Annotated in this window: 31 protein-coding genes; 6 read left to right on the plus strand and 25 right to left on the minus strand. The window is 42.6% G+C overall.

Going from position 1 to position 25977, the window contains the following annotated elements; translation table 11 throughout:
• Window positions 1–49: 49 nt before the first annotated feature.
• From ACVHUV_RS01765 to ACVHUV_RS01800, 8 genes are all read right to left on the minus strand, one after another.
• On the minus strand, window positions 50–811 hold the full coding sequence (locus tag ACVHUV_RS01765) for a class I SAM-dependent methyltransferase (protein ID WP_462085928.1): 762 nt from the start codon (window positions 809–811) through the stop codon (window positions 50–52).
• 167 nt (window positions 812–978) lie between these two features.
• Window positions 979–1488, minus strand: coding sequence for a P-loop NTPase family protein (locus tag ACVHUV_RS01770; protein WP_462085929.1), 510 nt, complete (start codon window positions 1486–1488; stop codon window positions 979–981).
• Window positions 1485–2000 carry a GrpB family protein gene (locus tag ACVHUV_RS01775; RefSeq protein ID WP_462086840.1) on the minus strand — a complete coding sequence of 172 codons (516 nt, stop codon included), beginning with the start codon at window positions 1998–2000 and terminating at the stop codon, window positions 1485–1487. The genes ACVHUV_RS01770 and ACVHUV_RS01775 overlap by 4 nt, the downstream gene beginning before the upstream one ends.
• A 13-nt stretch (window positions 2001–2013) precedes the next feature.
• Window positions 2014–2484: a peptide-methionine (S)-S-oxide reductase gene (locus tag ACVHUV_RS01780; RefSeq protein ID WP_462085930.1), complete on the minus strand. Its 471-nt coding sequence runs from the start codon at window positions 2482–2484 to the stop codon at window positions 2014–2016.
• A 467-nt stretch (window positions 2485–2951) separates the two neighbouring features.
• Window positions 2952–3218, minus strand: coding sequence for a hypothetical protein (locus ACVHUV_RS01785; RefSeq protein WP_317946897.1), 267 nt, complete (start codon window positions 3216–3218; stop codon window positions 2952–2954).
• A 138-nt stretch (window positions 3219–3356) separates the two neighbouring features.
• Window positions 3357–3644, minus strand: a complete 288-nt coding sequence (locus ACVHUV_RS01790; protein WP_317945053.1) for an RNA polymerase alpha subunit C-terminal domain-containing protein — start codon at window positions 3642–3644, stop codon at window positions 3357–3359.
• Between the two features lie 78 nt (window positions 3645–3722).
• Window positions 3723–4628, minus strand: a complete 906-nt coding sequence (locus ACVHUV_RS01795; protein WP_462085931.1) for an aminoglycoside phosphotransferase family protein — start codon at window positions 4626–4628, stop codon at window positions 3723–3725.
• Window positions 4600–5082 carry a GNAT family N-acetyltransferase gene (locus tag ACVHUV_RS01800; protein WP_462085932.1) on the minus strand — a complete coding sequence of 161 codons (483 nt, stop codon included), beginning with the start codon at window positions 5080–5082 and terminating at the stop codon, window positions 4600–4602. Before ACVHUV_RS01800 ends, ACVHUV_RS01795 begins: the two co-directional genes overlap by 29 nt.
• A 133-nt stretch (window positions 5083–5215) precedes the next feature.
• Between ACVHUV_RS01800 and ACVHUV_RS01805 the strand changes: the two genes are divergently transcribed.
• Window positions 5216–5962: a class I SAM-dependent methyltransferase gene (locus tag ACVHUV_RS01805; RefSeq protein ID WP_462085933.1), complete on the plus strand. Its 747-nt coding sequence runs from the start codon at window positions 5216–5218 to the stop codon at window positions 5960–5962.
• A gap of 154 nt (window positions 5963–6116) precedes the next feature.
• On the opposite strand, the gene ACVHUV_RS01810 is transcribed toward ACVHUV_RS01805, so the two are convergent.
• The 3 genes from ACVHUV_RS01810 to ACVHUV_RS01820 all read right to left on the minus strand — a co-directional run bounded on the left by ACVHUV_RS01810 (window position 6117) and on the right by ACVHUV_RS01820 (window position 7673).
• Complete coding sequence (locus tag ACVHUV_RS01810; protein WP_371390986.1) at window positions 6117–6314, minus strand: YciI family protein; 198 nt, start codon at window positions 6312–6314, stop codon at window positions 6117–6119.
• Between the two features lie 415 nt (window positions 6315–6729).
• Window positions 6730–6894 (minus strand): hypothetical protein, encoded by a 165-nt coding sequence (locus tag ACVHUV_RS01815; protein WP_371390985.1) that lies wholly within the window; start codon window positions 6892–6894, stop codon window positions 6730–6732.
• Between the two features lie 98 nt (window positions 6895–6992).
• Window positions 6993–7673, minus strand: a complete 681-nt coding sequence (locus ACVHUV_RS01820) for a zinc ribbon domain-containing protein (RefSeq protein ID WP_462085934.1) — start codon at window positions 7671–7673, stop codon at window positions 6993–6995.
• Between the two features lie 190 nt (window positions 7674–7863).
• Between ACVHUV_RS01820 and ACVHUV_RS01825 the strand changes: the two genes are divergently transcribed.
• From ACVHUV_RS01825 to ACVHUV_RS01840, 4 genes are all read left to right on the plus strand, one after another.
• Entirely contained in the window at window positions 7864–8523 is a 660-nt protein-coding gene (locus tag ACVHUV_RS01825) for a BMQ_0737 family morphogenetic spore coat protein (protein WP_462085935.1), read from the plus strand.
• Window positions 8524–8616: 93 nt separating this feature from the next.
• A complete protein-coding gene (locus tag ACVHUV_RS01830; RefSeq protein WP_462085936.1) occupies window positions 8617–9174 on the plus strand; it encodes a hypothetical protein in 558 nt (185 codons plus the stop codon).
• A gap of 1 nt (window position 9175) precedes the next feature.
• Window positions 9176–9475 (plus strand): hypothetical protein, encoded by a 300-nt coding sequence (locus tag ACVHUV_RS01835; protein ID WP_371390982.1) that lies wholly within the window; start codon window positions 9176–9178, stop codon window positions 9473–9475.
• A 12-nt stretch (window positions 9476–9487) separates the two neighbouring features.
• Window positions 9488–10726, plus strand: a complete 1239-nt coding sequence (locus tag ACVHUV_RS01840; protein ID WP_462085937.1) for a hypothetical protein — start codon at window positions 9488–9490, stop codon at window positions 10724–10726.
• Window positions 10727–11912: 1186 nt separating this feature from the next.
• On the opposite strand, the gene ACVHUV_RS01845 is transcribed toward ACVHUV_RS01840, so the two are convergent.
• The 10 genes from ACVHUV_RS01845 to ACVHUV_RS01890 form a co-directional block, all read right to left on the minus strand.
• Window positions 11913–12704 carry a dioxygenase family protein gene (locus ACVHUV_RS01845; RefSeq protein ID WP_462085938.1) on the minus strand — a complete coding sequence of 264 codons (792 nt, stop codon included), beginning with the start codon at window positions 12702–12704 and terminating at the stop codon, window positions 11913–11915.
• A gap of 4 nt (window positions 12705–12708) precedes the next feature.
• Window positions 12709–13908, minus strand: a complete 1200-nt coding sequence (locus ACVHUV_RS01850; protein ID WP_462085939.1) for a thiolase family protein — start codon at window positions 13906–13908, stop codon at window positions 12709–12711.
• Between the two features lie 15 nt (window positions 13909–13923).
• The gene (locus ACVHUV_RS01855) at window positions 13924–15039 is read right to left on the minus strand and encodes a muconate/chloromuconate family cycloisomerase (protein WP_462085940.1); all 1116 of its coding nucleotides are present in this window, start codon (window positions 15037–15039) and stop codon (window positions 13924–13926) included.
• Window positions 15036–15668, minus strand: coding sequence for a 3-oxoacid CoA-transferase subunit B (locus tag ACVHUV_RS01860; protein ID WP_462086841.1), 633 nt, complete (start codon window positions 15666–15668; stop codon window positions 15036–15038). The genes ACVHUV_RS01855 and ACVHUV_RS01860 overlap by 4 nt, the downstream gene beginning before the upstream one ends.
• Window positions 15640–16347: a CoA transferase subunit A gene (locus ACVHUV_RS01865; protein WP_462085941.1), complete on the minus strand. Its 708-nt coding sequence runs from the start codon at window positions 16345–16347 to the stop codon at window positions 15640–15642. Before ACVHUV_RS01865 ends, ACVHUV_RS01860 begins: the two co-directional genes overlap by 29 nt.
• 4 nt (window positions 16348–16351) lie before the next feature.
• Window positions 16352–17056 carry a carboxymuconolactone decarboxylase family protein gene (locus tag ACVHUV_RS01870; protein WP_462085942.1) on the minus strand — a complete coding sequence of 235 codons (705 nt, stop codon included), beginning with the start codon at window positions 17054–17056 and terminating at the stop codon, window positions 16352–16354.
• Window positions 17057–17060: 4 nt separating this feature from the next.
• Window positions 17061–17900 (minus strand): alpha/beta fold hydrolase, encoded by an 840-nt coding sequence (locus ACVHUV_RS01875; protein ID WP_462085943.1) that lies wholly within the window; start codon window positions 17898–17900, stop codon window positions 17061–17063.
• Window positions 17897–19438 carry a 4-hydroxyphenylacetate 3-hydroxylase family protein gene (locus ACVHUV_RS01880; protein ID WP_462086842.1) on the minus strand — a complete coding sequence of 514 codons (1542 nt, stop codon included), beginning with the start codon at window positions 19436–19438 and terminating at the stop codon, window positions 17897–17899. The genes ACVHUV_RS01875 and ACVHUV_RS01880 overlap by 4 nt, the downstream gene beginning before the upstream one ends.
• A 159-nt stretch (window positions 19439–19597) precedes the next feature.
• Window positions 19598–20062, minus strand: a complete 465-nt coding sequence (locus ACVHUV_RS01885) for a flavin reductase family protein (protein WP_462085944.1) — start codon at window positions 20060–20062, stop codon at window positions 19598–19600.
• Window positions 20063–20896: 834 nt separating this feature from the next.
• Window positions 20897–22021: a glycerate kinase gene (locus ACVHUV_RS01890; protein WP_462085945.1), complete on the minus strand. Its 1125-nt coding sequence runs from the start codon at window positions 22019–22021 to the stop codon at window positions 20897–20899.
• Between the two features lie 140 nt (window positions 22022–22161).
• Between ACVHUV_RS01890 and ACVHUV_RS01895 the strand changes: the two genes are divergently transcribed.
• Window positions 22162–23241, plus strand: a complete 1080-nt coding sequence (locus ACVHUV_RS01895) for a CdaR family transcriptional regulator (RefSeq protein ID WP_462085946.1) — start codon at window positions 22162–22164, stop codon at window positions 23239–23241.
• A 606-nt stretch (window positions 23242–23847) separates the two neighbouring features.
• Here the strand turns inward: ACVHUV_RS01895 and ACVHUV_RS01900 are convergent.
• The 4 genes from ACVHUV_RS01900 to ACVHUV_RS01915 form a co-directional block, all read right to left on the minus strand.
• A complete protein-coding gene (locus tag ACVHUV_RS01900; protein ID WP_462085947.1) occupies window positions 23848–24090 on the minus strand; it encodes a hypothetical protein in 243 nt (80 codons plus the stop codon).
• Window positions 24091–24149: 59 nt separating this feature from the next.
• Window positions 24150–24440 carry a hypothetical protein gene (locus ACVHUV_RS01905; RefSeq protein ID WP_462085948.1) on the minus strand — a complete coding sequence of 97 codons (291 nt, stop codon included), beginning with the start codon at window positions 24438–24440 and terminating at the stop codon, window positions 24150–24152.
• 227 nt (window positions 24441–24667) lie between these two features.
• On the minus strand, window positions 24668–24958 hold the full coding sequence (locus tag ACVHUV_RS01910; RefSeq protein WP_462085949.1) for a hypothetical protein: 291 nt from the start codon (window positions 24956–24958) through the stop codon (window positions 24668–24670).
• A 750-nt stretch (window positions 24959–25708) separates the two neighbouring features.
• Entirely contained in the window at window positions 25709–25945 is a 237-nt protein-coding gene (locus ACVHUV_RS01915) for a glutaredoxin family protein (RefSeq protein WP_462085950.1), read from the minus strand.
• Between the last annotated feature and the right edge of the window lie 32 nt (window positions 25946–25977).

Consider the following 25977-nt stretch of genomic DNA (forward strand, 5'->3'; position numbering starts at 1 on the left):
AAAATACACTTAGAATTACGCCAAAACAACATCTGTGTGCAATCATTTTCTACCTGCTCCGTTTCACTACATACACCATCGAAACACTTCTTGCATGTAACGGAATTTCATCCCAATCCCCATACACCTGTACAATTTCAAATCCGTTTTCCTGTAACAATCTGTTCATTTCTTGCGGGTATGAATACCGCAGCAAAATTCCATCTTGCGACTCGGCAATTAACGTGCCGTCCCGATAAACTTTCCGATTGGTTTGACAGTCGAGTATTTGTGTCAGGTGGTCATACTTATCACGGGAACTCTCGATCACTTGATTGCCATCTTTATCGACAAATTTCTCTTCATATTCATCAAGTACCGACAACTCTTGCAAAATTGGATTGCGGGTATCGAATATAAAAACCCCATCCTCTACTAGATGTTTTCGAACTGATTGCAATAAAGCATTCTGTGCTTCATTCGTAAGAAAATGTTGAAAGGAATTTCCCGTCATGAATGCTAGTGAAGCTTTTACAGGAATGTCCAACTGTGTACAGTCCTGTTGAACAAACTCAATGGACAGGTCTAGTTCTTCCGCCTTTTGTCTTGCTCTCTTCAACATCCCTTCATGCAGGTCAACACCAATTATGCGAAAACCTTTTTGTGCCATCGGAATCGTTAACCTTCCTGTGCCACAAGCCAATTCGACAATTGGTTCATCTTGCTTCGCCCATTTTAAAATCGTATGTAAATCCTTCTGGTATCCTTCATAAAGATAATCATACATTTCAGGGTCAGCGTATTTCTCCAAGTTTGCATTTTGATTGATCATAGCTGCAAGCCACCTTTTTCATATACTAAATTCCACAGCATCTTCATCTTCAATTCGGATGTGAAAGCATCCTGTTTTTGTACCGACAATCTGTCCGTCCTATTTAATAAAACCTGTTTCCAATGTCACGTTTGTTAACCAATACGGTCTATGTATATATTCCCTCCTCATATGCTTGCACTGAATTCTAGCAAGTGTTTATTGTTATTCGGGTTGTTCTGAACGATTAGTAACTTATGTCGATGTGGTTGAAGGATTTCATTCATTTTATCGCGCCGTACCTCAAAGTACTTTGTCCATTTATACATGTTGCGCAGCATTTGCACATTCGGTTCATACGCACATGCTTCCATTCCCATCACTTGCTTTATATGTCTGCTCAAAATCCGCATTTTCCGTTTCCATAACGGGGGATCCAACCAAATGACAACATCCGCCATATCTAAGAGGATGTGATAGGAAGGGCGGTACACCCCTTCCGCAATCCAGCTTCCTGCAGCATCCATTTCCTGAATCACCTTAAGTTGTTCATCTAGCGATCGTTTCACCCGCACATCGTCCACAGTACGGTAAACGACAGAATCCAGTTCAATAAAAGGCAAACTTGTTTGTTTCGATAGTTCTTTGGCGTAAGTCATTTTCCCGCTTGCAACAATCCCCATGATAAAGATTTTCATAGCTGTCGGTACCACCTAACGGCTTGTCTCTCAATCTCTGACGCAAATTCTGCCTTTCCGTCTATATACGCATCAATATCGTCTGGGAATTGATGCGCCAACCTCTCTTTTAGGTCTCCATACTGCTTAGCTATGTTTGGATGAACACGCAAGTAGTCCCGAAATGCCAAGTGTCTTTCAATGTCGCGAGAGCCTTGTTCGTAAATATGTACATGATGCGTGCGCTCATTTCCGCCTTTTTGAAAGTAGCGGCGTCCGGGAATCCCATTTTCACCCTTTGCTTCATAGCCAATACGGTCCATTTCGTCTGTATACTTATCGATCAGTGAAATATCCTTTACCACAGGCATGATGTCGATAATCGGTTTAGCAGCCAACCCGCATACAGATGTACTTCCGATGTGGTGGATGTCGATTACTTCAGCGCCGAAAATGGCTTGTAATCGTTTGGATTCGGTCTCAAAATCCGACTTCCATTTCACTGAGTAAGGTGTTACTTCAACTTTCCGTATGTCGATTCACCCCTTACTTATATTTAGTTAATAATTCATCAGGAATATGACAATAATCATTCGGACACCTTGTTAACCGATCTTGATGTTCTTCTGCACTTCTCACATAGTTTGTAAGAGGTAATACTTCAACAACAATACGGTTCCAATCCTCTCTTCCGGCAATAAATTTCTTCGCCTCTTTTAAGTGTTCAGGGTTTTCACTATATACTCCTGTTCTGTATTTCACCCCTACATCCTGGCCTTGTTTATTCAAACTGTATGGATCAATAATCTCAAAAAAATAATTCATTAAGTCGCTAATCGTTACAATTGTTGGATCGAATCCTGTTTTTACACATTCGGCGTACCCATCATATTCTCCGTCAAGTGTGTGACTTGTTCCGTTAGCTCTTCCGGCTTCAGTAAATGTAACGCCCGGTAATGTTTTGATAAAAGCTTGTACGCCCCATAAACATCCCCCTGCGAAATAGACAATTTCCATATTGACTCTCCTTTTTGTTTAATAAATACTATTTCTCTGAGTAGGGTTTTACTTCAACTTTTCGTATGTTGTTTCGCCCCTCGTCTTATAGATTGGCTTTGGGAATTTTTTTTCAAAAAAGGAGGAACGTTTGCATAAAACCGTTTCATAATAAAAAAGCCCCTATACAAAGGGCTGCTGGAATTGGTGACTATGCTTCACCTGGAAATAATATGCCAAGAATTATTATATTATTTTGATCCTTTTCATAATAAATCTTGAATTTCCTAATAACGATTCGAGATAAACCCTTATAGAAACCAAACTCCTCTGTGTATGTTTTTTAAATTCATCTCTTAAGGATTCCTCAATAGCTAAAATCAGTGTAAATATGAATTCCAGAGTCTCCTCTGGCGTGAAATGTTCACTCCTAAACTGCATGAGCTTTTCTCTAACAGCAGGAAGCCAGATTATATTTTTACTACCCACTATTCGAAATCCTTTGCAGAAAGTGAATTTAATAGTTGTGAAGTTGACATACCTTTTCCTGTTTTATATTCATTTTTACTTTCTTCAATCATTTGTTTAAGCTGAGGGTTATTTTCAACATCAGTTTTGATTGAAACTTCATCCTCTTCCTGTAGGACAAGGGTGAACTTTCCCTTCCCTGGAAGAGAAAATTGTAAAACTGAATTATCACGATTCATATTTGCTATGTGCTTCATAAGCTCTTCTGATGATTCAATATATCCCATAAAATCACCACCGCCTTTAATTTTCTATATTATAACATAATTCATGTTCCTATATTCTAGAGTTTCAATTTAGCCGTTAAAGTGAGGAGAACTTGTGCCCAATTGGATAGCAACAGTTCATAGTAGCACGATAAGTTATTATTTAAAGGATAACCCTTCTTCCTCTAATGAACTTCTCATAGTAGGCAAGGAAGCTGGTCCAATCCCATGAAGTTTCAGGATTTCCTTTTCCGTGTACTTCGAAAGTTCTTGCAAAGTGTCAATTCCTTCGTGAATCAGTGCATTTCTTGCGGGCGAACTGAGTTTCGAAAGGAAGCCACTTGCAGGTTTATTTTCCTTATTACAAGTAGGGCAACTTGTGCATTCACTACTTTTGTAAAACGTATGTCCTTTTTCACAAACCTTTACTATTTTTTCTGCTGTCAATATAATACCTCCAAATTTTTCTCATACTAGCACCCATCCGCAGAATCACAACTACTGTAAACTATTATCTCTTCCATCCTAGATTTTACGTTTCCAATAATCCCATGCGTTCAAGTACTCCTCCAAATCATATGGATGCACCTTTTTACAAATCCCAATCCGTGTGTATAACTGAAAAACGACTTCCTCAATAAGTCGAGATGTTGATATCTGTACATTCTCTAGTAGTGAAAACGAGGATAGCAAGGTTTCCATTGATAAATCATCCGGAGACGAGCAAAATGCATAGGTGAAGTCATACAGGACAGGACCAACCATCGGCGACGGATCAATGACACCCACAAGATTATTGTCTTGAAAGACAAAATTATGAACGCCTGTATCGCCGTGAAGATAATACTTCTCCTCCTGGGATTCATCCACAGCTAGTCTCTCAACAATACCTTTCATGCTCACATAATCCTCATTCGGCAATAAATCCCCAATGTTCTCATGCGCATATTCTAAGCTTTTCCTGTTGAAATCAAGCCATTGGTGACGAGGTTCTCCCCCTAATCTACCCCAAGCTGATGATGCATCTACTTTTTCGTAATGATTAAATAAACCTTGAACCAATCGCTTCATCCATACAGACTTCAATCCACGGTTGACGTGTGTATGTCCTTCTATGTAGTCATAGAGAAAAAAGTGCTTTTCTGGATCGACATAATGCACTTTGGGGAATAGGTCGATATGGGCATACGTGGTGAAAAAACGTTCAACCATTTCGATTCCATTCGGATGATCATATTTAAGCGTATAAAGTGGCGTATTATTTTCCGAAATGACATATACCTGTCCATCCGTTGTTCCGCTACGTAACTCATTGTTGTTATAGTTTTTATTTGGAATGATCCCCATGTCTATAAACGCTCTTACATTTTGGTTAACTGCGAAAGACCTTTCATTCCACATATCACTTTTGCATTTTGCAATGTCCGTCATTAATGCCCACTTCCTCAAATCCATTTTCTGTATAAAACGTCCTTAACTTCGGATGATTTGAAACGCAATCAAGACGGATTGTTTTATCGAGGTTTACTTCAATCCATTCTAATAGTTCTTGACCAATCCCTTTCCCCATATAAGCCGGCCGTATCGCTAGCCGGTGTAGATATAGGACATCCTCATGATCTTCGCTCCCCCAAATGTGTTGATCCCATTCACTTTGTGTTGCATAGAGCGTAAACGTAGCAATCAGTTCACCATCCAACCAGACCGCATATGTCGCTCCATCTAAGATAGCTTGTCGAATTTCTTCATCTTCTCCACCTGCTAATAAAAACCCCCACTGGTTAACTTCTTTAATTTTTAGCCAAGCTGCCACTTCTTTTAATAATTGAGTAACGGGTACAATTTCGCCCTCTGTTGCTTTTTGAATTTGATAGTTTCCCTTCAACATACTTGCCCCCTTATCTTCTTACTACTTCTCTTTTAAAAAGATATAATCCTCTTTTTCGAACAAAATTAAAGGAGATTCCTGTAGAAATATCGAATATATATTCCCATAAGAGAATGGGAGGAGCATTTAAATGAGTATTGATTCATTGGCAATAAACAAAAAAAGTTGGGATGAGGTTGCCCCGCGATTTTTCGGTCGAAATCCACTTCCGGAGTATGGACCGCTCGCCCTGCGGGAAGATGATTTGCACTTACTAGGGGAAATTACAAATGCCAAGGTGTTGGATATTGGTTGCGGAAGCGGCCATTCCTTACAGTATATGGACAAAAGAGGTGCAGCCGAGCTATGGGGGGTAGACCTGTCAAAGACACAAATTGAAACGGCAAAGGGTCTGTTAGCAGACTGCAACGCACCTGTTTATTTATTCGAATCGCCGATGGAGCAAAATCCTGGTTTACCTGAAGAGTATTTTGATATCGTCTATTCCATATATGCACTAGGATGGACAACTGATTTAGACAAAACACTTGCGAACGTAGCAAAGTATTTGAAAAAAGGTGGTCTCTTTGTTTTCAGCTGGGAGCATCCTTTACACAGCCGTGCGCGTTTTGAAAATGGAGCCCTTCATTTCAAAAAATCCTATCACGAGGAAGGCCCTTATGATCATGAAGCATGGCATGCACCTGCAATCATGCAACAGTACAAAGTAAGTACATATTTGAATACATTAATCGAGTGTGGATTCGAAATCGAGAAGGTCATAGAAGACGTTTCATTGACGGAGGAGGATCGGGAAAGACATGCGAATCGTTGGTATTCTTTTGAGAAGGCGGAGATGCTTCCGACGACGTTGATCGTTAAAAGCAGGAAGATGTAAATATTATTTATAGAAGGATGTTTCAGTTTCAGCATGTTACTATAAAGGCAAAAGTTCGCTTTTAATTAACCGAACTCTCGCCTTTATGGTTACTTCTTTCTTATTCATTGTCAAATAAATCATTCTCTGAACTGCACCATCTTCGTTTCGTAAATCACTTATTAAAAATCCCTTCCAATGGCTCCCAAGGAAAAATGGTCGCTTCAAATTTCTCTTCAATCACCGCTGGGTCATTAGAAGCAAAACGTTTTGCGTCTTCCAAACTTTCAACCTCAAGAATAATTAGCCCACCTGTGTGATCCATGAACGGCCCTCCTGCCACCAGAATCCCTTCAGCTAACGCTTCTTTCACATATTCTCGATGAGGTACGAGCCCTTGTTCCCAATGCGGTAGACCATCCTTCCATGCCTTTCCAGTTGTGAAATGAATAACAAATTTTATAATAATCTCCTCCTACTCCACCTATTTACTTCTACATGACTTTCAACAATACCTCTCTCTTTCGAAGTATTTAAAAGCTCCAATCCATCCCAATAGACAAAACCACATAATACCAAGCATCGTGCAACTTGGTTTCATGTGGTTTTTCATATTATTTAATGTGTTTCTTGTACAGCGTAAATCAAGAAAGCACCTCTGTTCATTAACAGCAAAGGGGCTGTTAACAGTTGGTTCTAAGGTAGTATCCGTTAAGTGGTTTCTTTTCTATCCTCTTGTCAGGGTGAGTATTTAACGAAGATGGAATGAGAAATAGGATGCTTTCCACTTATGGTTGTACGCGGATATCCCGGATTTCCACAGCACGGAACGGACCAATGACTGTCCCTCTGTTTGGGGTTGAACAAGTTTCCCTATCCGCCTGTACACGTCCACAACCTCGGTTGCGACCACATCCGCTATCCACGTGATCTTTTTTACCACAGCAAGCCATGTTAACACCCCCTTCGTTCTTATCGTATTCAAGAAAATGATGAACGGACGGGCAAGTCATTATCGGTTTTTCGTCTACCATGCATCACCCATTTCTCATCACTTTCTTTTAAACACGTTCCATAATGGCGAGTTTGTGTTTCTCTCTTCCTGCTCAATGGTTACTTCTGGAATAACTTTTGCGGAGGGTGTGGATGAAGGTGCATCTTGTACAGGTGTTGCAGTTTTTCGTACGACTTCCTGTGTAGCTCCTTCATGGTTTCGCCATCTATCTATTTGTCGTTTTTCTTCATGTTCTTCTCCATCTTGTGTATGTGTCGCTTTAATGGATGCAGCCGTAACATGTGTAGGAGGTGGATAGTTGTAGCGATTGTGCAGTTGCTTTTGAGCCATTTCCATTGGCAGTTGATTGGCCATATGATGAAGTTGGCGGAATGATGGGACAGATGATTTCGATGCCGCTATGTGATCAACGTTTATATCCCCAGAAGAACTGCTCTCTTCAAGGTCCGCTACTTGCGTAGTCAACTCTTTAACGGTCTCTTCTATAGTAGTCACTTGTTTCGATAGGAAACGAAGTCCTTCTTCCAGCATTTTCGCCATTTCCTCCAATTGACCGTTCTGGGCTTCCACGCTTTTTTCGACTTTCCCCATCCTTCTCTTTAGATGAATGTCGGTTGTCGAACTATCCTTCTTTAATGAAGCAAGTGCCTGGCGATACCGCTCAATCTTTTTATTCAATTGTTCAATTTCTTCGTCTCGACGATCTTGTTTATCCATGAGTTCCCCTCTTTCAATTCCTTCTTGTCATTCCTATCTTATTACTGTGCGGATTATCCTGTGATTCCTGTCATATTTAATCCAACATGAAAGAATTCCAACTCGACCTTTTCTTTTGCCTAAGCAACTGTCGTCAAGGTACATATGATACGAATGCAAGGCTATTTAAAATACGGAGGTGACAATATAAATGAAAGAGAAAGTTCGTCCTGACCAGGAATTGATTTGTATTAATGTCGACAAGGTGTATGACTGGGTATTAAAAGAAAATACTTTTGATTTCACACCTCAAAGCCCATTGACATTCCCATCTGTTCCAGCAGGTGCTGATTTCCAAAATGCCACTTACACGTGTGAAGTACGTCCAGTACCACAAGCTGAAAATCCGGTTGTCATTTTAGATCGTGTAAATCGTGAATTCATCATTGATGGAAAACGTGTTTGCTTGCAACAGCTGACTATCCGTAAGAGATTCAGACTTGTCGTTGTCATGACATTGCCGAACGGTGAAGTATACCGCAGCACACCAATCGACGTAGCACGGTCTGAGCAAGTAATCCTTTGTGCTCCAGAAGACACAGAAGTGACAGTTACGTATACAGACTTGGATTGCTTCGTTAGCTCAACAGGTACCGTCACAAGAGGCGGTGCAGGGGATCCAGCTACTAGAAACCTGTTCTATTTCTCCAACCTTGTCGTAACAATCAGAACGTGCCAAAGCATTCAGTCTACATTCCCAGTAACAGTGGAGTTTTTAGCAGACTTCTGCCACCCGCGTGCTGAGTTGGCAATCGGCTCATGCCCACTACCATCTAGGCCGCCACAATGCCACTCAATCTTCCCTGAATAATGACCGTCATAAGTGTACAAGTAGGCACATAGGATAAAGAGAGGGATTTTGCCCTCTCTTTATTTCTTGTATTGATGAATAGGAGGCTGAGAAATGCAATTCGATGACGTACGAAAAAAGTTAAAAACCCTTCAAGACGTTATAGAATCGTATGTAGCGACACTAAAAGAACTTCTACACAACCAAACGAATCGACCACAGTGTATCAGCTATTTTACATATGCTTTGCAGCTTTCCCACGATACGGAGCTGGAAAGTTTTTGTCTCGGATCTCTTCACATACACAATATTGGCAATCAACCTCTGACAAACCCTACCCTCCACCTTCACTTGTCTGATAAAGCGCCGTTCACACTTAACGGAAAATTTGTAAGCAACGCAACAGCCCTTTCTTCCCAATTAATGAATGGATGGGAACGGATAAATGACCGATCCGAAAAATCTGCGTTTCATTTAAAACCTATCGGCAAAACGTCGATTGAGCCTGGGGAAACACTGTCCTTCACAAATTTTCAACTGACATGGTCCCCTTCTGCATTTTATGCAGGCAGCGTAACCGCCACGTTATTTAGTGACCAACAACCAGACGGGGTAGATGCCCTTAATTCGATCAACATTAATGGTTCGATGACAACTGGAAAGGAGCAATGACGTGGACGCCCATTCTTTACAACAAGCATTTCACGACATGATTACTAACTTAACAAAAGATGTGTTGCACAATAAGTCGGAAGAGAAAGCGTCTACCAGCTATATGTATTTAGACGCTAAAACGATTAACCTCCTACTCCTCTATCTTCTGATGAATAAAGAGCTGCAACTGACGCGGTTGACGAATCGGAATCCCTCGTCGACTCTTGATAAGGAACTGATTGACGAACTCGACAACATGATTGTGAAGAACAAAAAGGCTTTTGAAGAGTTGCTCAATGAGATGAAAACAAATTTATAAGGAAGGTGCGCCATGAAGGATCTCGTCAATGAAGATCCCGTCCAATTAAAACAGACAATCATTTACTTACGTGCAGAATTGAATAAGTACCAGACGAAAGATGCCAAGGCAACGTCTGCATTCATTCACACCCTCCAAACTGAAAACAACCGACTGAAAGAGGAGCATCGACAACTGCTACATTCGTCAAAAAAACTTTCAAAACGCATCTCCCTCTATGAAAAAAGGATTGCCTCTTTACAAACGCAAAACGAGAAATTGCTTGGTCAATTGTCCGCCATGGAGAAGGCGTTTCAAGAAGGAATGTTGGCAGCCGTAGAACGAAATTACGGATTGGCGGAAGTCGTCAATGCGCTTCAACAGGTCGCTGAACGAGTTGAAAATGATGACCTGTCTGAAGTGGTTCAACAGTTACAAGTAGTGATAGAAAAGATGGGGGTGGAAAAGAATGTTTCTATTCAGCTGATGAAAGAGTTACAAGTAACAATAGATAGAATTGCAGCTAGCAGTGGTGATCGTGTTGAGGTTGCTACGGAGAAAGTGCTTGAACAGTTGCAAGGGATTGTTGGGAAAATGGAGACGTTTGAAAAGGGCAAGGATGTATGTACAAATGTACATGAAGAGATGCAGATAATTGGAGAGAGAATTTTAGCTGTCAGTGGTGATCGTGTCGAGGATGCTACGGGTAAAGTCCTTGAGCAGTTGCAAGGGATTGTTGGGAAAATGGAAACGTTGGAGAAAGGCGATATGGATAGGCTTAATAAAACTTCAACGGCGCTGCTTCAAAAACTAGAGTCAATCGTTGAACGTATGGAGATTTATCAACAAAACGGCGGGAACCAACTGGAGATGGTTGCTGCCCAACTACTAGAGAAGCAGCAGGTTGTCATTGAACAATTGGAAGGTTATAGAGTTGATGGAAAACTTAGCAGAGAGCGACTGGATGCAATTTCATCTCAAGCCCATGAAAAGTTGAAACAAATCATCGATACACTGACAATTTTGCAAGGTGAAGGAAAGCAAAAAGAAGCCCTACTTGCATTGCTTGCGGATAAAAAGCAGCAAGTCCAAGCGTTGAACGTAGAATTAGATGAACAAAAAACGTTACATCAAACTCAACGAGAACTCATTCAAGTGTTAGAAACCTACGTTGAGCGACTCGCCCTCGAACCCGAAGAACTGCACACCGACTCCATTTTGCAACAAATCATTGCCCTGACCGAAGTATATGCCAATAAACGTAAAGATTAACGGTAAAGATAGCGCACGCGGCCGCTATCTCTCTTTTTTTGTGAATGAATGGTGGAAGCTCGTTGCTTGCGCGTAGTTTATCACCGCTCATTGGCTAGTTATCACCGCTTGTGAGTAGTTTATCACCGCTTCAGATGAGTTTATCACCGCTCGCAAGCACTTTATCACCGCTTAAACTACTTTTATCACCACTAGCCCAGTTTCTTACAAATATACACCTGTAAATTGAGCAGATTCAGCGGGTTACAACCAAATGATTATGGTGGAAATGTGTTATCACCGATTCTAGGCTGGTTATCACCGATTCGGAGGAGTTTATCACCGATTCTAAGCACTTTATCACCGATTCGAAGGGGTTTATCACCGATTCGAGCGACTTTATCACCGCCTCACCAAGTTCACCCGGCCAATGAAATGAATTTACAGCGAACCATAGATCCTACTATGGAGAGGGCGGCTTCTTTAAACTATTCGATCGAGTTATCACGGAGAAGCATGCTACTAGTTGGCCGTGAATGTGATTTATCACCGCCCATTGGCTGGTTATCACCGCTTGTGAACACTTTATCACCGCTCGCAAGCACTTTATCACCGCTTAAACTACTTTTATCACCACTCGCCCAGTTTCTTACAAATACACACCTTTAAATTGAGCAGATTGAGCGGGTTACAACCAAATGATTATGGTGGAAATGTGTTATCACCGATTCGAGCGACTTTATCACCGTCTCGCCAAGTTCACCCGGCCAATGAAATTTACAGCGGACCATAGATCCTACTATGGAGAGGGCGGCTTCTGTAAGCTATTCGGTCGAGTTATCACGGAGAAGCATGCTACTAGTTGGCCGTAAATGTGATTATCACCGCTCATTGGCTAGTTATCACCGCTTGTGAACACTTTATCACCGCTTAAGATGAGTTTATCACCGCTTAAACTACTTTTATCACCACTCGTCCAGTTTCTTACAGATATTCATCTCTAAATCGAACAGATTCGGCGGAATACAACCAGCTTATTATGGGGGAAATTGCGTTACCACCGATTCTAACTACTTTACCATCGTCTCACCAAGTTAACCCTGCCTGTGAAACAACCGACCGCTCGCACACAAACGCCCGCGCCCGCACCCCAATCAAAAAAAGCGACACACACAGGTCCCCCCCCGTATGCATCGCTACAAAACTATCAACTATAGACAGGCTGATCTTGAAGTCGTAACTTAAAATCTAGATGGGCAGTGTAGTAATCCGTGGCCAACCCTTTTTCTGCACCGTCGTGTTTTTCCAATTTTGTTATGAGTGTTCCGCGTACGCCATTTGCGACGTCATTGTCCAAGTATTGATTGCCTTCGAAGAAGACTTGGGAGATGAGGTTGTCGCCGTTTTGTGGTTTGAAAAGCAAGTGTAGATGCGCTGGTCTAAATGGATGGGAGTCAATCCAGTTAAGGAATTTGCCTGTCGGTCCACCTGTTGGAATGGAATAGTCACCAGGGACGATTGTTTGTACTTCGAATTTGCCGTTTTCGTCGGTAAATAAAACGGCACGTAAGTTGTCGGCAGGAATGCCTTCTGCAAAGCCTGAGTATTCGCCGTTTGCATCGGCTTGCCAAATGTCGACTTTCGTATTGGCGAGCGGATTCCCTTCTACATCCGTAACGGTTCCGGAGAAGAAGAACACATCGCCCTTTTCGTCTTCTCGCATTGGCATCGCACCTTTATTTGGGATTTCTTTTGCATTCTCCAAGTAGAACGGCCCTAGAATTGTCGGCTCAGTTCCTTCTACGTTTTTGTACATTTCTTGAAGAGCATGTGTCTCAAAGAACACGTCCATGAACAATGGGATTTCTCCTGCTTTCCCTAAATCGTCCAACCAGTTGACAAGTGCGTGGTAATCGTTATGATCGAGCTCATGCTCACGAATTAACTCCTTAAACTTCACGACCATTCCATTGTACACATCTACTACTTTTTGATTCATACCTTCATCCTTTCCAATTTGGATTTTCGATTATCGTTGAAATACCCATTCCACCTGCGATGCATAACGCGACGAGACCATACCGCTTACCCGTCCGCTCTAATTCATGCACCAACTTTGTCAGTAATATCGCTCCCGTTGCGCCAATCGGATGCCCGAGTGCAATTGCTCCTCCGTTTGGATTCACTTTATCGAGATCTAGACGTAACTCTTTTATTACTGCCAATGCTTGAGCGGAGAATGCTTCATTTAATTCCACAAGATCAAGGTCTTGAATTGTCAATCCCGCTAAAGCAAGGGCTTTTATCGTAGAATGAACGGGTCCGATGCCCATTCGATCTGGTGACACTCCAGAACTAGCTTGCGCGATGATTCTCGCTTTTGGCCGCATGCCTAAACGAGCTGCCTCTTCTTCTGATGCAAGTAATAACGCTGCTGCACCGTCATTGCGCCCGCTGGAATTCCCTGCAGTAACCGTGCCACCTTCCTTAAAAACAGGCTTGAGGCGACCTAACTTCTCCAAGCCCGTCTCTCGCGGATATTCGTCTGTTTCAAAACGGATATGTCCTTTTTTCACCTTCACTTCAACTGGCACAATTTGCTGTTGAAATATGCCTACCTGAATCGCTTTTCTAGCATTCTCCTGGCTCCTTAATGCAAACTCATCCTGTTCTGAGCGCGAAATTCCATAGGTTTCCGCCAAATATTCTGCCGTCATGCCCATCGTCAAATTTCCATATTCCTCAATTGGCTGAGACCCGGGTTGACTTTCGGTATTCGGATCGAGTAACATTCCATTCCCAGCACGGTATCCATAGCGAGCATTCCGCAAGTAGTACGGGGCGGTGGACATGGATTCCATCCCTCCCGCAACAACAAGCCGTCCTTCTTCACTTCTAATTTGTTGAGCGGCTGAATGAATGGCTTGGCTGCCCGACCCGCATTGCCGTTGGATCGTATAGCCAGGAATTGTGACGGGTAGCCCAGCTCGTAGCAACGCAACCCGCGCAGCATTGGAAGCATCTGCGCTTTGCTTCGCCTGCCCCATAATGACTTCATCTACAGCATCTCCGGATATTCCAACTCGATCAATTACTTCCCTTATTACCGTCGCGCCGAGATGATCGACAGGCACATTAACTAGTGACCCGCCAAGTGTTCCAATAGGTGTTCGAACCGCTTCCAATATGACAACATTTGTCAATGAACCACCTCCCTGTCACAAATCCCTCGCATAATGAAGGATCTTCTCCTTGTCCATTTCCATTCCGAATCCTGGACCCGAGGGCACGACGATTTGGAAATTGTCATATACAATTGCATTTGCCGTAATTGTATCTGTAAACAATAGAGGGCCAAACAGTTCTGTTCCGTATTTCATTTCAGGTATCGTCGAATACAGTTGTGCAGCAATCGCTGTTCCAAGAGAAGACTCAATCATTGTTCCCCCGTATAAGCCGATGCCTGCCGCTTCTGCAATGGCAGCAACTTTTTTCGTCGCTGTAAGGCCGCCCGCTTTTGCAGGTTTGATTGCAAACACATTCCCTGCACGCTTTTTTGCCACTTGAAAAGCTTCTTCTATTGAACTAAGCGATTCATCCGCCATGATTGGTACTTTGAATTTTGATGTCAGACGGGCCATTCCTTCTTTATTCCAGCTAATCAATGGTTGTTCAATCAAGTCCACACCACCGTCTTGCAGTGCTTCAATGCAATACAAAGCTGTCACTTCATCCCAAGCTTGATTGACATCGACTCGAATGCTCGCAACTTCACCAACCGCCTCTTTGATGGCAAGTACGTGCGCAACATTCCGTTTTGGGTCACCGACACCGATTTTCAGCTTGAAAATATTATGCCGTTTTGCATTCAAACTTTCTTGCGCTTCTTCGATGTCCCGTCTTGTATCCCCACTTGCAAGTGTCCAAGCGATTGGCAATGAAGTATGAAGTTGGCCACCGAATAATTCGTAAGCAGGAATACCTCTCGATCTTGCCGCTAAATCGACAACCGCAGCCTCGACCGCCGCTTTTGCGAACCGATTGCCGACAACATGTTGGTTGACGGTATACGCAATTGCATCAAAGTGAGCTGGATTTTTACCGATTACATGGGGCGCTATATACTTTTCTATATTGACTTTGATTGCTTCTGGTGTCTCTTCAAAGTAAGACGCGCCACCGATAGTCGCCACTTCTCCCCAGCCTTCGAGGTCGCCTTCCCCTTTGACACATACAAGAATAATCGTTTGCATGACGATTGTATGCATCGCAAGCTGGTGGGGGCGGATTGTCGGAAGATCGACGATGTACACTTCGAGCGATTGAATGTTCAAGCTAGACAGCTCCCTTCAATGAAGGAGGCATCCGTTTTCATCTTCACATCATCGAGGGTGACACCAGGCATGAGTTCCATTAGAACGAGTTGACGATCTACCACTTTAAAAACCGCCAACTCCGTAATGATCATGTCAACGCTTCGGGTGGAAGTAATCGGAAATGTACATGCTTTCATTAGCTTACTGGCACCATCTTTCGTCGTATGGGTTGTCGTTACAATTACTTTCTTTGCACCGACTAATAAATCCATTGCGCCCCCTACCCCAATAATGTTTTTACCAGGGATTGCCCAATTCGCAATTCTCCCCTTTTCATCAACTTGAAGAGCACCAAGAATCGCACAATCGACGTGCCCCCCTCGAATCATTCCAAACGATGCCGCACTATCGAAAAACGCAGCACCTACGCGCTCCCCAACCGGCAGTTTACCTGCATTTACGAGGTTCGGATCGATTTCAGCCGCTTCCGTCACACCGAGCAAACCGTTTTCCGTGTGAAAGTGTATTTGACCGTCTTCAACATACTTTGCCACGAATGTCGGTATGCCGATGCCTAAGTTCACAACTGAGCTATCTTTTAATTCACCAGCAGCACGCTTAGCAATCAATTCTTGAGCATTCTCGATCGACGACACCTTCCTTCGTCAATAATTTCTGTGCAACAAGTAGTCGATCCACGAATAAATGAGGGGTCACAATCTCTTCAGCAGACAACTCACCTGGCGCAACAATTTCATCCACTTCAGCAATGACCAAATTAGCAGCCGTCGCCATAATCGGGTTAAAATTACGTGCTGTCTTGTAGTAGATGAGATTACCTAGAGTATCCGCTTTATGTGCACGAATGAGCGCAACATCTGCACGGATCCCCTTTTCAAAAAGATAGCGCTCACCGTCAATTTCTCGTTCCTCTTTCCCATCAGCAAGCTGTGTACCGACACCCGTTTTCGTATAAAAACCGCCAATACCAGCACCTCCAGCACGCATCGCTTCCGCTAACGTTCCTTGCGGCAACAATTGCAAGTGAATTTCCCCGCGTTGAAACGCCTCTCCGACTTCACGATTGCTCGTAAAATAGGAACCTATCGCCTTGCGAATCTTCTGCTGGCGCAGTAAAGCACCTAACCCTTCACCTGCTTCTCCTAAGTTATTGCTGATGATTGTTAAGTCCGATATATCTTTTCTTGTCAGCCCATCAATTAATGTCAACGGTGCACCAATGAGGCCAAACCCGCCAATCATAATCGTCTGGCCGCTCTCCACACCAGACAAAACCGATTCTACAGAATCAAAGCGCATCGCCATCACATCACCCTCCAACGGTCAACCAATCACTCGTCTCAAACCAAGCAGGAATTCCAGCGGTCAATAAACAGATCAAACCAACTTCTACTAGTTCATCTTCCGTCGTGCCAAGTGCTCGAGCGCGTTCAAACCACTCTGCAGATTCAAACCCTTGTAGCTCCGCGCAATAAATCCCAACCATCAGCATCGCTTTCATTTTCGAACCGACAATTCCACTTTCTAACAGAAGCTCCTTACGTCGGTCGCCAACCATACCTAACACATCTCGTATAAAAGATGTATCTTCGTCCTTGCTAATCGATAGCAAGTAGCTGAGCAGTTCATCCATTGATGCATAATCAGACAAGTGTTCATTTGGTGTCCCTTGTAAAGAAAGCGCATAGCGGAGCGCTTGAATGCCTGTTTGTACCGATTTAGACCCTCCATACACATAGGGAACTAACAAAAATTCAGCAAGTTCAAGAACAGTTGCACCACCATCGATGGCTCCTTTTGTGTGATACACCATACTTCGCTCGTAGCATCTTGCCGCATTGATGCCCACAAGCAAAAGGTCTTTATCTTTTGTCGATAATGCACCGTCCTGCATGATTGTGCTTCGCAAATTCGTGTAGTGGTCCAGTGCCTCAGGACGGTAATTATGCATTTTCCTGACCCATTCAGGTACAACACCATACACTTCCTTGAAGTAATTCAACCCATCACTCATTTACCTACACCTCCTTCAAAAACGTTTGAATGGTTTCGATAATCGCAGCCTGTTTTGTAAACATCATCGTATAGTGATTGCAATCCGACGTGTATGTTACGAGTTTTGGTGTAGCTTGTATCGTCTCTTCAAAATCCTGCGTCTCGAAAAAGGGCGAGAATGGACCGATGTTTCCAGTTGCCTGAACGAGCAGTGTGCTACAGTTTACTGCCGACAGCACTTCCTTTGGGTTGAATGAATAAAAACTATTAAAGTCCTCTTGAATGCATTGACCAAAAGACTTATGCACCCACAAATTGTCGACTTCATGTATGTCATATTCCACGATTTCTTGCACAGCATCCGTCCACTGAACACCTAATCGGCCGTATATTTGTTTTACTTCTTCTACATATGCTCGTTTTGTTTCGTACGTTTTCTGTAATCGACCAAGTGAAGGCTTTACAATAGGCTGTTGTCGTTCAGACATTCGAGCTGCGCCATCCAGGAGAATAAGTCCTTTCACAGTCTCCAATTCGCTCGCAACAATCGCGGAAATAAATGCCCCCATCGAGTGCCCTAGCAAAATTGGATTTTGAATAGCTAAGTGTTCAATCAAGTCCTTCACATCCTGCGCATGCGAAATGATAGAGGGGACGTCATCCATCCCCGAGCTATTTCCCCGTCCTCTTAGGTCGATGGAAATGAAACGATACTCTCCTTGCAATGCCTCAGCATAATGATGAAAGTTTTTGTGCGTACCGGTTAAGCCATGAAGTGCAATGATCGTCCCCTTTTCACCTGGATAATCCGCAACTTGAAAGTGTTTGCCTGCTCGTTCAATTGTGTATAATTGGCACGTCATTTTTTGAAATAGCTCACATCATCGGGATTGATCCACGTGTCGTTCGTCCACCCGTTAATGTCGTAGTCGTTCATACATTCTTCAGCGAACTTTTCAAACTGATCCGCTTGCCCGCTCATATTCGCGACGACCAAGTTTTCAAGTCGGATATTTTCGTGGTTTCCTGAATAATTTCGCTCGTATAATTCGTGTCTACCGCCATATTCCGTACCGATAACATCCCACAGCAACTTAATGAGTTTTATTTTCTCTTCCGCGTTCACCCCATAGGAGCCCCTATATAATTTATCCAACAGCGGGCGCAGTTCAGGGTTTTGGAAATCCTTTGCACTAGACGGTTGGGCGATCAAACTGCCCGCAACAACATTCTCAATAATCTCCTTCACGCGTGGCCAGCCTTCGGACATGAACATCCGGTAAGCTAGGCCATAATTCAAATTCGGAAGCTTGGATCCGTTTCTTCCTTCATCCGGATTGAGCGCCATTGCGTCACTTAATGCCCAGAACATATTCTTCCAAGCAAGAACTTCCCCAACATTCACTTGTACACCACGGAATTGGTCGGACCCGTTCATCTTCACCGCTTTCAGCAATAAACCTGAAACAAAATCAAGTTTGACAGCGAGACGTGTCACGCCATGGAAAGTGAATCGATTCAAGAATCCGCTTTCTGCGAAGAAATTGTTCACTTTCTCCACATCTTTATAAATAATGATGTTCTCCCATGGAATGAGCGCATTATCAAAAATGAGCACAGAGTCGTTTTCATCAAATCGACTGCTCAATGGATAGTCAAATGGGCTACCCATTACAGCGGCATTCATTTCATATGAAGCTCTGCTCACAAGCTTCACGCCAGGCGTGTCCATGGCCGCGACGAAAACAAGCGCAAACTCTTCTTTTTGAATAGGTGCTGCACCATAGTGCGCGACAAAATTATAATTCGTCAATGCAGAACCCGTCGCCACCATTTTCGCTCCGCTAACGATGACCCCCTGATCCGTCTCCCCAACAGCTCGGACAAAAATATCCGAAACCGCCTCTAATGGCTTATGCCGATCGACTGGTGGATTAATGATGGCATGATTGAAAAACCAGTTCCGTTCCTGCGCTTCCTTATACCAACGACGTGCATTATCCGCATATTTTCCGTAGTACTCCGGATCCGCCCCAAGCGTTGCAAGGAATGCCGCTTTATAATCCGGCGACCTACCCATTTGCCCATACGTCATGCGTGCCCATTGTGCAATGGCATCACGCGAAGCTAACAAATCTTCTGCACTCTTGTCCACACGGAAATATTTCTGTGTAAAGCCCCCGTTCCCCGTATCCGTCTCAAATGTCAAAACCTCTTTTGTCTTTTCATCATGGAGGGCATCATACAACCGAGCGATTGACCTCGCTGCATTGCGAAATGCCGGATGCGTCGTCACATCCTTCACCTTCTCACCATGCAACCAAATCTCCCGCCCATCTTTCAAACTTTCCAAGTACTCTTTCCCCGTTAACGGCAATAACGTTTTTTGTTCTTGTTGAATTTTCAACCCATCATCCTCCTTGTCCCATTACAACCATTCGTATGCTTGTCTAAAGGGAAACATGCGGGGGAGAAAATAAAAAAGACTAGCTTCGGTATGGAGATACCAAAAAGCTAGTCCTAAACTAAATTCCATCAATATCAATGAGGGTTTTTGTTGTTACAGAGGTTCAATTTTAGAAAACTTCCCTCCAAAGTATCCTAGAGGCGCGCCATCTTCATATTCAAACCTCTTCACTTTCCCGACAAATAACACATGATCGCCCCCATCGTATTCCGCCCACGGTTCGCATTCGATATAGGCAAGTGAGTCTTTGATACGGGTATCATCCCATTCAAATGGCGGTACATCTAAAGGGCGACCCGCAAAATGCATCGCCGTATCTTGTTGGGATGCTCTGAGAATGTTAATTGTAAACGCATTGTTTTGTAGATATGGCAATGCCCGCGTCCGCCGATCTACAGAAACAAGCACTAATGGCGGTTGCAACGACACCGATGTGAATGAATTCACCGTGAACCCATGCTTCCCCTTTTCATGTTCACACGTCACAACCGTCACACCTGTCGCAAATCTCCCAAAACAATTCCGCAGCTCCCGCACATCCGTCGTTACTTCATTCATCGGATCCTCTCCATTCAAGTAGGTTCTGGACAACTCTTCCTTACCTTATGCAATGAAAATAGGTGAGTATGCTGATGTGGGAAGTGTTTATTATGCTGGGGCATTCTACTATTAGGTCGGCCAATTCGGTTATCACCGCTCATTGGCTATTTATCACCGCTTATTGACTAGTTATCACCGCTTGTGACAACTTTATCACCACTTAAACTGCTTTTATCACCATTCAACCAGTTATTTACAGATACTTACCTCTAAATAGAGCAGATTCGGCGGAATACAACCAGCCAATCGAGGTGGAAATGTGTTATCACCGATTCGGAGGGGGTTATCACCGATTCTAAGTACTTTATCACCGATTCGAGAGACTTTATCACCGTCTCACCAAGTTCACTCTATATATGAAACAAATTCCCAGCGGACAACAGCTTCTACTATGGAGGGAAGGCTTTAATAATTAGTTTTGATCCGTTAATCACTCTGCCGTATGCGACTAAGTTGAATGCAAACGTGGTTATCACCGCTCGTGGGAAGTTTATCACCGCTTAACGATCGTTTATCACCGCTTAAACTACTTTTATCACCACTCAACCAGTTATTTACAGATATTCACCACTAAATCGAACAGATTCGACGGAATACAACCAGCCAATCGAGGTAGGATTGCGTTACCACCGATTCTAGACGGTTTACCACCGTTTCGGAGCACTTTACCACCGATTCCAGGCAGTTTACCACCGTTTCGACCTACTTTACCACCGATTCAAGCGACTTTACCACCGTCTCACCAAGTTAACTCATATTTGAAATATATATTAATTCTATAGGGGCCTCATACTAAGAATAACTCTCCATCACTTTTCTAGTCTTTTCTTTCAAGTAATCAAACGCATTCGCCACTGCTTCTTCAACAGAAAGGCCATCATCCATAATTGCATGAACTTCTGTAAACAGCGGGGACAACAATTCACGGCTTTCTTCATCCACCGCACCAGAGATTAGGATGACCGACTTCCCTTTCCGTTGTGCCGCTTTTGCAATTCCGAAAGGCGTTTTCCCCGATAAGGTCTGTCTATCAGTTTTTCCTTCGCCCGTAATAACTAGATCAGCGTCCTCTACAGCTTCATGAAAAGCGATTGCATCCAACACCACGTCAATGCCTTGCTTCATCTCTCCGTCGAAAAACGCTTGGAATACGCCTCCAGCTCCACCAGCTGCTCCTGCCCCTTCTTTGAAATGAAGCCCAATGCCCCGTTCCCTTTCAATCACATCTGCAAAAAGAGACAAATTTCGATCAAGTTCTTCCACAACTGAAGAAGTTGCTCCTTTTTGAGGCCCGAACACGTAAGAGGCACCATTCTGGCCAACAAAAGGATTTCTAACGTCACTGGCGATTAAAAACGCACTCTCACTAATCCGAACGTCCCAATCCGTATCATCAATAGAATGTAAATTCTTGAGTGCGCCTCCCCCTTTCGATAAGTCACGACCCTGTTCATCCAATAAACGCATACCTAATGCTTGAAGAATTCCCGCGCCTCCATCATTTGTCGCACTTCCTCCAAGGCCGATAATGAATTTCCGGTACCCACTTTCAATCGCATGTGCAATCAATTCCCCCGTTCCATAAGAAGAAGCTCTCAATGGATCCTTTTCATCATCAACCAACCGCGTAAGACCCGATGCTTCGGTAATCTCAATCACACATGTTTCTTTATCCCCAAGAATCCCATAAGTCGCTACAATCGGTCTCCCGAGTGGATCTTCAACGGTCACAGATGTATATGTACCATTCGTCGCGTCAACTAAGCTCCTCATCGTCCCTTCTCCGCCATCTGCAGCAGGCAAAAGTATTGTTTGGCTCGTCGGTACCGCTTCTTGCACACCAATCGCCATCGCCCGAGCGGCTTCGATTGCCGTTAAACTTCCTTTGAATGAATCAGGTGCCAAAATCACCTTCATCCCTAGCACCTCCTACTTGCACTTTAATGTGAATAAAGCGCTTGCATTTAATTATATGTTCTGAAATTAAAAATACATTATACTTGATGTACAAATTACAATTGATTTTCAGCAAGAATTTTATACAAGGGGTTGTGGATTTGATTACAAAAAAGCTTGCGGAGGAAATTGTCCAGCAAACAATGGTTCGTTTGAATCGAAACTTGAATGTGATGGATACGAATGGCATGATCTTGGCATCGGGGGAAGCGGAGCGCATTGACCGTATTCATGAAGGTGCAGCATATGTCGCAAAAACGAAGGTACCACTATGGATTACAGACGACAACATGAAAGATTGGCATGGCACGAAGCCTGGCGTTAACATGCCCGTTTATTACAAAGAGCAACTAGTTGGTGTCATTGGCATTACAGGAACGCACGATGAATTAAAGGATGTTGCAACACTTGTTCAATTAACAACAGAAATGATGATTCATCAGTCTTTCATTACATCTGAAGTGGAATGGAAGCGGAAAATGAAAGAGCTGATCTTTGAAGAATTAATCGAAGTCGGTCCTCTATCAACAATCGTTGTCGATCGATTATCCGCATTGAATTTTAAGATGACCGGCCCCTATCTAACAATCTTGGTCCAAACAAAGGACCTCCAACACTTTCCGCTACGATTGACAGAAAGTATAGAGGAATTATTTGAAAGAAATACTGCCTTACTAGGTCACTCACAATTTAATCAATTATTTATCGTACTGTCCGATGTAAAATCAAGCGTTTTAGAACGTAAAATCATGAAGATCCATCAGTTATTGCATACAGATCATTCCGTAGAAATCGGTGTCGGCCTATACGTAGAAGATTTAAAAGATATTAAGCACTCCTATGAAACAGCTAAACTTGCACTGACTTATGGAAATGCCCATGAATCAATCCATTATTACGATGCTATTGAACTAATCGCCTTACTAAAAACCGTATCTGCACCGATGAAGGAACGATTAAGCAAGCGCGTCTTGGCGGGGTTAAACGACCAATTAATTGATACACTAGAAGCATTTTTCGAAAATGACATGGTTATCGGATCAACTGCTGATGCGCTCGCCATCCATCGGCACACATTGACATACAGATTAAGGAAAGTCAAAGAGCTGACAACTCTTGACCCGGTCCGATTTCAAAACGCTCTACTTTTTTATATTGCAATTATCTTGAGGAATGCATGACAGTTGCATGGTAGATTTGATAAGCATTAACTGTTTTATCGGCAACATCTAAACATGTTCATCGCCTATCCATTGCCGTGTTCCACCAACTTAGGAGGACTCACTGTTTGGCTACCAAAAAGAAAAAGAGCAATGCACCCAATTACAAAAGGTACATTGCTTTTCATATGATCAACTATTTGGAACTGTATGCAAGAAAAGTGTAGTCATTAATTAAAATATCCCGTCATCCATCGGAATGCGAAAAGGGTTGCGACAACAATGGTAGAGCGGCCGAAACTTTTAGAAGATATTTGTTCCTCTTTCCTACCCTTTGCAACTACGTGACCAATGGCCAATATAAGCACCGGTACCCCCGTAATTAAAATAATCGGTTTATATATAGCTTCTAATAGAGGGGAAGTGACCTCTCTGTGATCAAAAAAAAAGATTAAAACCGTCGTAGCTATTGAGATGGTAGCTAGTATACCTATCAGCCATTTTGCAGTTGTGTAATTCAATATAGATACCTCTCATTCTCAAGAAAATATAGATGGATTGGGCTTATTGTAAAACTTCTTTAATTAAAATATCCCGTCAACCAACGGAATGCGAAAAGTGCAGCGATTACGACGGCAGAACGACCGAGGGTTTTGTTCGATATTTTATCTTCCTTTTTCCCCGCGCAATCAGAAGACCGATAATCAACAGAAGCGCCGGTAGCCATGTAAGAAAGACAAGTGGTACAAATACATCGACGAAAAGGGAAGGCAAAATCCCCTTTTCATCCATGAAAAAGTAGGTTGCAATAATCAATAAACCGATTGTAAATAATATTCCTATGAGCCATTTTGCAGTTGAGTAATTCAATATAGATACCCCTCATTTTCAAGAAAAGATAGATGGATTGGGCTTATTGTAAAACTTCTTTAATTAAAATACCCCGTCAACCAACGGAATACGAAAAGTGCAGCGATTACGACGGCAGAACGACTGAGGGTTTTGTTCGATATTTTATCTTCCTTTTTCCCCCGCGCAATCAGGAGTCCAATGAGCAAAAGAAGCACTGGAAACAATGAAATGAAAACAATCGGTTTAAATAAAGTCTCAAAAAGCGGAGGTACGCTCCCGTTTTGATCCAATATATACAACAAAGCAATTGTTCCAAAACCAATCGTAGATAATATGCCTATCAGCCATTTTGCGGTTGAATTGTTCATTTTTGATACCTCTCATACTCATATATCCAGAAATGATGGATTTGTATTACTGTGAATGATTCTACCACTATTCGATTTTAGTCAATCCTTTATACCCTCTCTAGCCTGAACGTCGGAATCATTTACTTTATCGGTAATAGATTAAGATTCCTGGCCAGAATTCCTATTTTTAGCTGCCCCTAAAACATTCACGCCCTTTCGGAATTACCCGGCATAAATTTCAAAATCTATCTCATAAACGTTACGATTGCCCTAAAAGCAATTAAGCAAATTAGAATGACAAATGCATTTAGGAAGTTTTGTCTAGTGATCTTTTCTTCATTTTTAGAAGTAGCCAAAATACTTGCCAGTAATAAAAATACTGTAGGAAATAACGTAACCATCATAAGCGGCTTGATGATTAGAGCTAAAAATGGAATCATCATGTCTTTTTCATCCAGATAAAAATAAGTTGTTATTGAAACAGTAGCAACAACTCCTAATATAATCGCCAACCCTCTTGCTGTTGAAAACTTCACCTAAATCTCACCTACACAATCTTTTAAAGTAAACCGAGGAAGGTTAGGGATCTACAATGGAAGATTTCCCTGCTGAAAAAATGCCCGCTGATGATATAGTGAACGGCATTATTGAAAGTTCCCTCTGTTGGCCTTAGATTTCCTTCATCTTTTCGCCAGCACCTCGAGCAATAGTATCTTCTGTTAAAACGCTAGTTTTTCAGGTTAATTTATAATACTCGTTTGTATGTATATGATTACCATTGTGCTTTTTCGTTGTCAAAGAAATGTATAAGTATATTTCCTATCATGCAGGAGAATAGGCATTAGGTATAAAGCCTACAAAATGCAACTTGCTATTTTTCCACTACTCAAACTTTTATATAAAGCTCTTAATTGATATAGATATAAGAATTTATTCTCAGAAAATGTAACAGCAATTCACGCAATTAAGGTCTTTTGATTCATTTTTAAACGAATCAACGTAAATATCTTGAACTAACACTGTTAGATCTCTAATTGTGTACATGCTATTTGATTAGTATATAAATTAATCCACACAAAATTCTTCATAAAAAAATCCCCCATCGACAACTAACGAGTCGATGCGGGGAGAGCTAACTCATCCATTCCATTATCACAAGAAACACACCTGTCAGAAACAGTGCGACATGACCAATACAAATTTTAGGGAAGAGTCTTTTATTGATCTCTTCCACGGGGGTTTCCACAGAACAAGATTTGCAAAAGAGTGAGGGCTTTTTCAATTGCTTACCCTTGTAAAGCATCTTGCACGGCTGCAGGATCGAAGCCCAAAATCCATTTTCCATTTAGTTCAGTTTGCGGAACACCCATTTGTCCTGTTGTTTCCACAAGTTTTTGGACAGCCTGTTGGTCATGCTGTACGTTCACTTCATGATATTGAATGTTTTGTTCATCTAAATAATCTTTCATCATTGTGCAATACGGGCACGTTGATGTAGTGTAAACTGTAGCGATAGTTGCCATTTTGACATCTCCCTTTTGTTTAGGTTCTACCT

The organism is Sporosarcina saromensis (assembly GCF_054901285.1).

Excerpts from the sequence above, each read along its gene's own strand:
- ACVHUV_RS01765 (WP_462085928.1), bottom strand. The coding sequence starts at position 811 with ATGATCAATCAAAATGCAAACTTGGAGAAATACGCTGACCCTGAAATG.
- ACVHUV_RS01770 (WP_462085929.1), bottom strand. The coding sequence starts at position 1,488 with ATGAAAATCTTTATCATGGGGATTGTTGCAAGCGGGAAAATGACTTAC.
- ACVHUV_RS01780 (WP_462085930.1), bottom strand. The coding sequence starts at position 2,484 with ATGGAAATTGTCTATTTCGCAGGGGGATGTTTATGGGGCGTACAAGCT.
- ACVHUV_RS01785 (WP_317946897.1), bottom strand. The coding sequence starts at position 3,218 with ATGGGATATATTGAATCATCAGAAGAGCTTATGAAGCACATAGCAAAT.
- ACVHUV_RS01795 (WP_462085931.1), bottom strand. The coding sequence starts at position 4,628 with ATGACGGACATTGCAAAATGCAAAAGTGATATGTGGAATGAAAGGTCT.
- ACVHUV_RS01805 (WP_462085933.1), top strand. The coding sequence starts at position 5,216 with ATGAGTATTGATTCATTGGCAATAAACAAAAAAAGTTGGGATGAGGTT.
- ACVHUV_RS01815 (WP_371390985.1), bottom strand. The coding sequence starts at position 6,894 with ATGGCTTGCTGTGGTAAAAAAGATCACGTGGATAGCGGATGTGGTCGC.
- ACVHUV_RS01820 (WP_462085934.1), bottom strand. The coding sequence starts at position 7,673 with ATGGATAAACAAGATCGTCGAGACGAAGAAATTGAACAATTGAATAAA.
- ACVHUV_RS01825 (WP_462085935.1), top strand. The coding sequence starts at position 7,864 with ATGAAAGAGAAAGTTCGTCCTGACCAGGAATTGATTTGTATTAATGTC.
- ACVHUV_RS01830 (WP_462085936.1), top strand. The coding sequence starts at position 8,617 with ATGCAATTCGATGACGTACGAAAAAAGTTAAAAACCCTTCAAGACGTT.
- ACVHUV_RS01840 (WP_462085937.1), top strand. The coding sequence starts at position 9,488 with ATGAAGGATCTCGTCAATGAAGATCCCGTCCAATTAAAACAGACAATC.
- ACVHUV_RS01845 (WP_462085938.1), bottom strand. The coding sequence starts at position 12,704 with ATGAATCAAAAAGTAGTAGATGTGTACAATGGAATGGTCGTGAAGTTT.
- ACVHUV_RS01865 (WP_462085941.1), bottom strand. The coding sequence starts at position 16,347 with ATGGCGATGCGCTTTGATTCTGTAGAATCGGTTTTGTCTGGTGTGGAG.
- ACVHUV_RS01870 (WP_462085942.1), bottom strand. The coding sequence starts at position 17,056 with ATGAGTGATGGGTTGAATTACTTCAAGGAAGTGTATGGTGTTGTACCT.
- ACVHUV_RS01875 (WP_462085943.1), bottom strand. The coding sequence starts at position 17,900 with ATGACGTGCCAATTATACACAATTGAACGAGCAGGCAAACACTTTCAA.
- ACVHUV_RS01885 (WP_462085944.1), bottom strand. The coding sequence starts at position 20,062 with ATGAATGAAGTAACGACGGATGTGCGGGAGCTGCGGAATTGTTTTGGG.
- ACVHUV_RS01890 (WP_462085945.1), bottom strand. The coding sequence starts at position 22,021 with ATGAAGGTGATTTTGGCACCTGATTCATTCAAAGGAAGTTTAACGGCA.
- ACVHUV_RS01905 (WP_462085948.1), bottom strand. The coding sequence starts at position 24,440 with ATGAACAATTCAACCGCAAAATGGCTGATAGGCATATTATCTACGATT.
- ACVHUV_RS01915 (WP_462085950.1), bottom strand. The coding sequence starts at position 25,945 with ATGGCAACTATCGCTACAGTTTACACTACATCAACGTGCCCGTATTGC.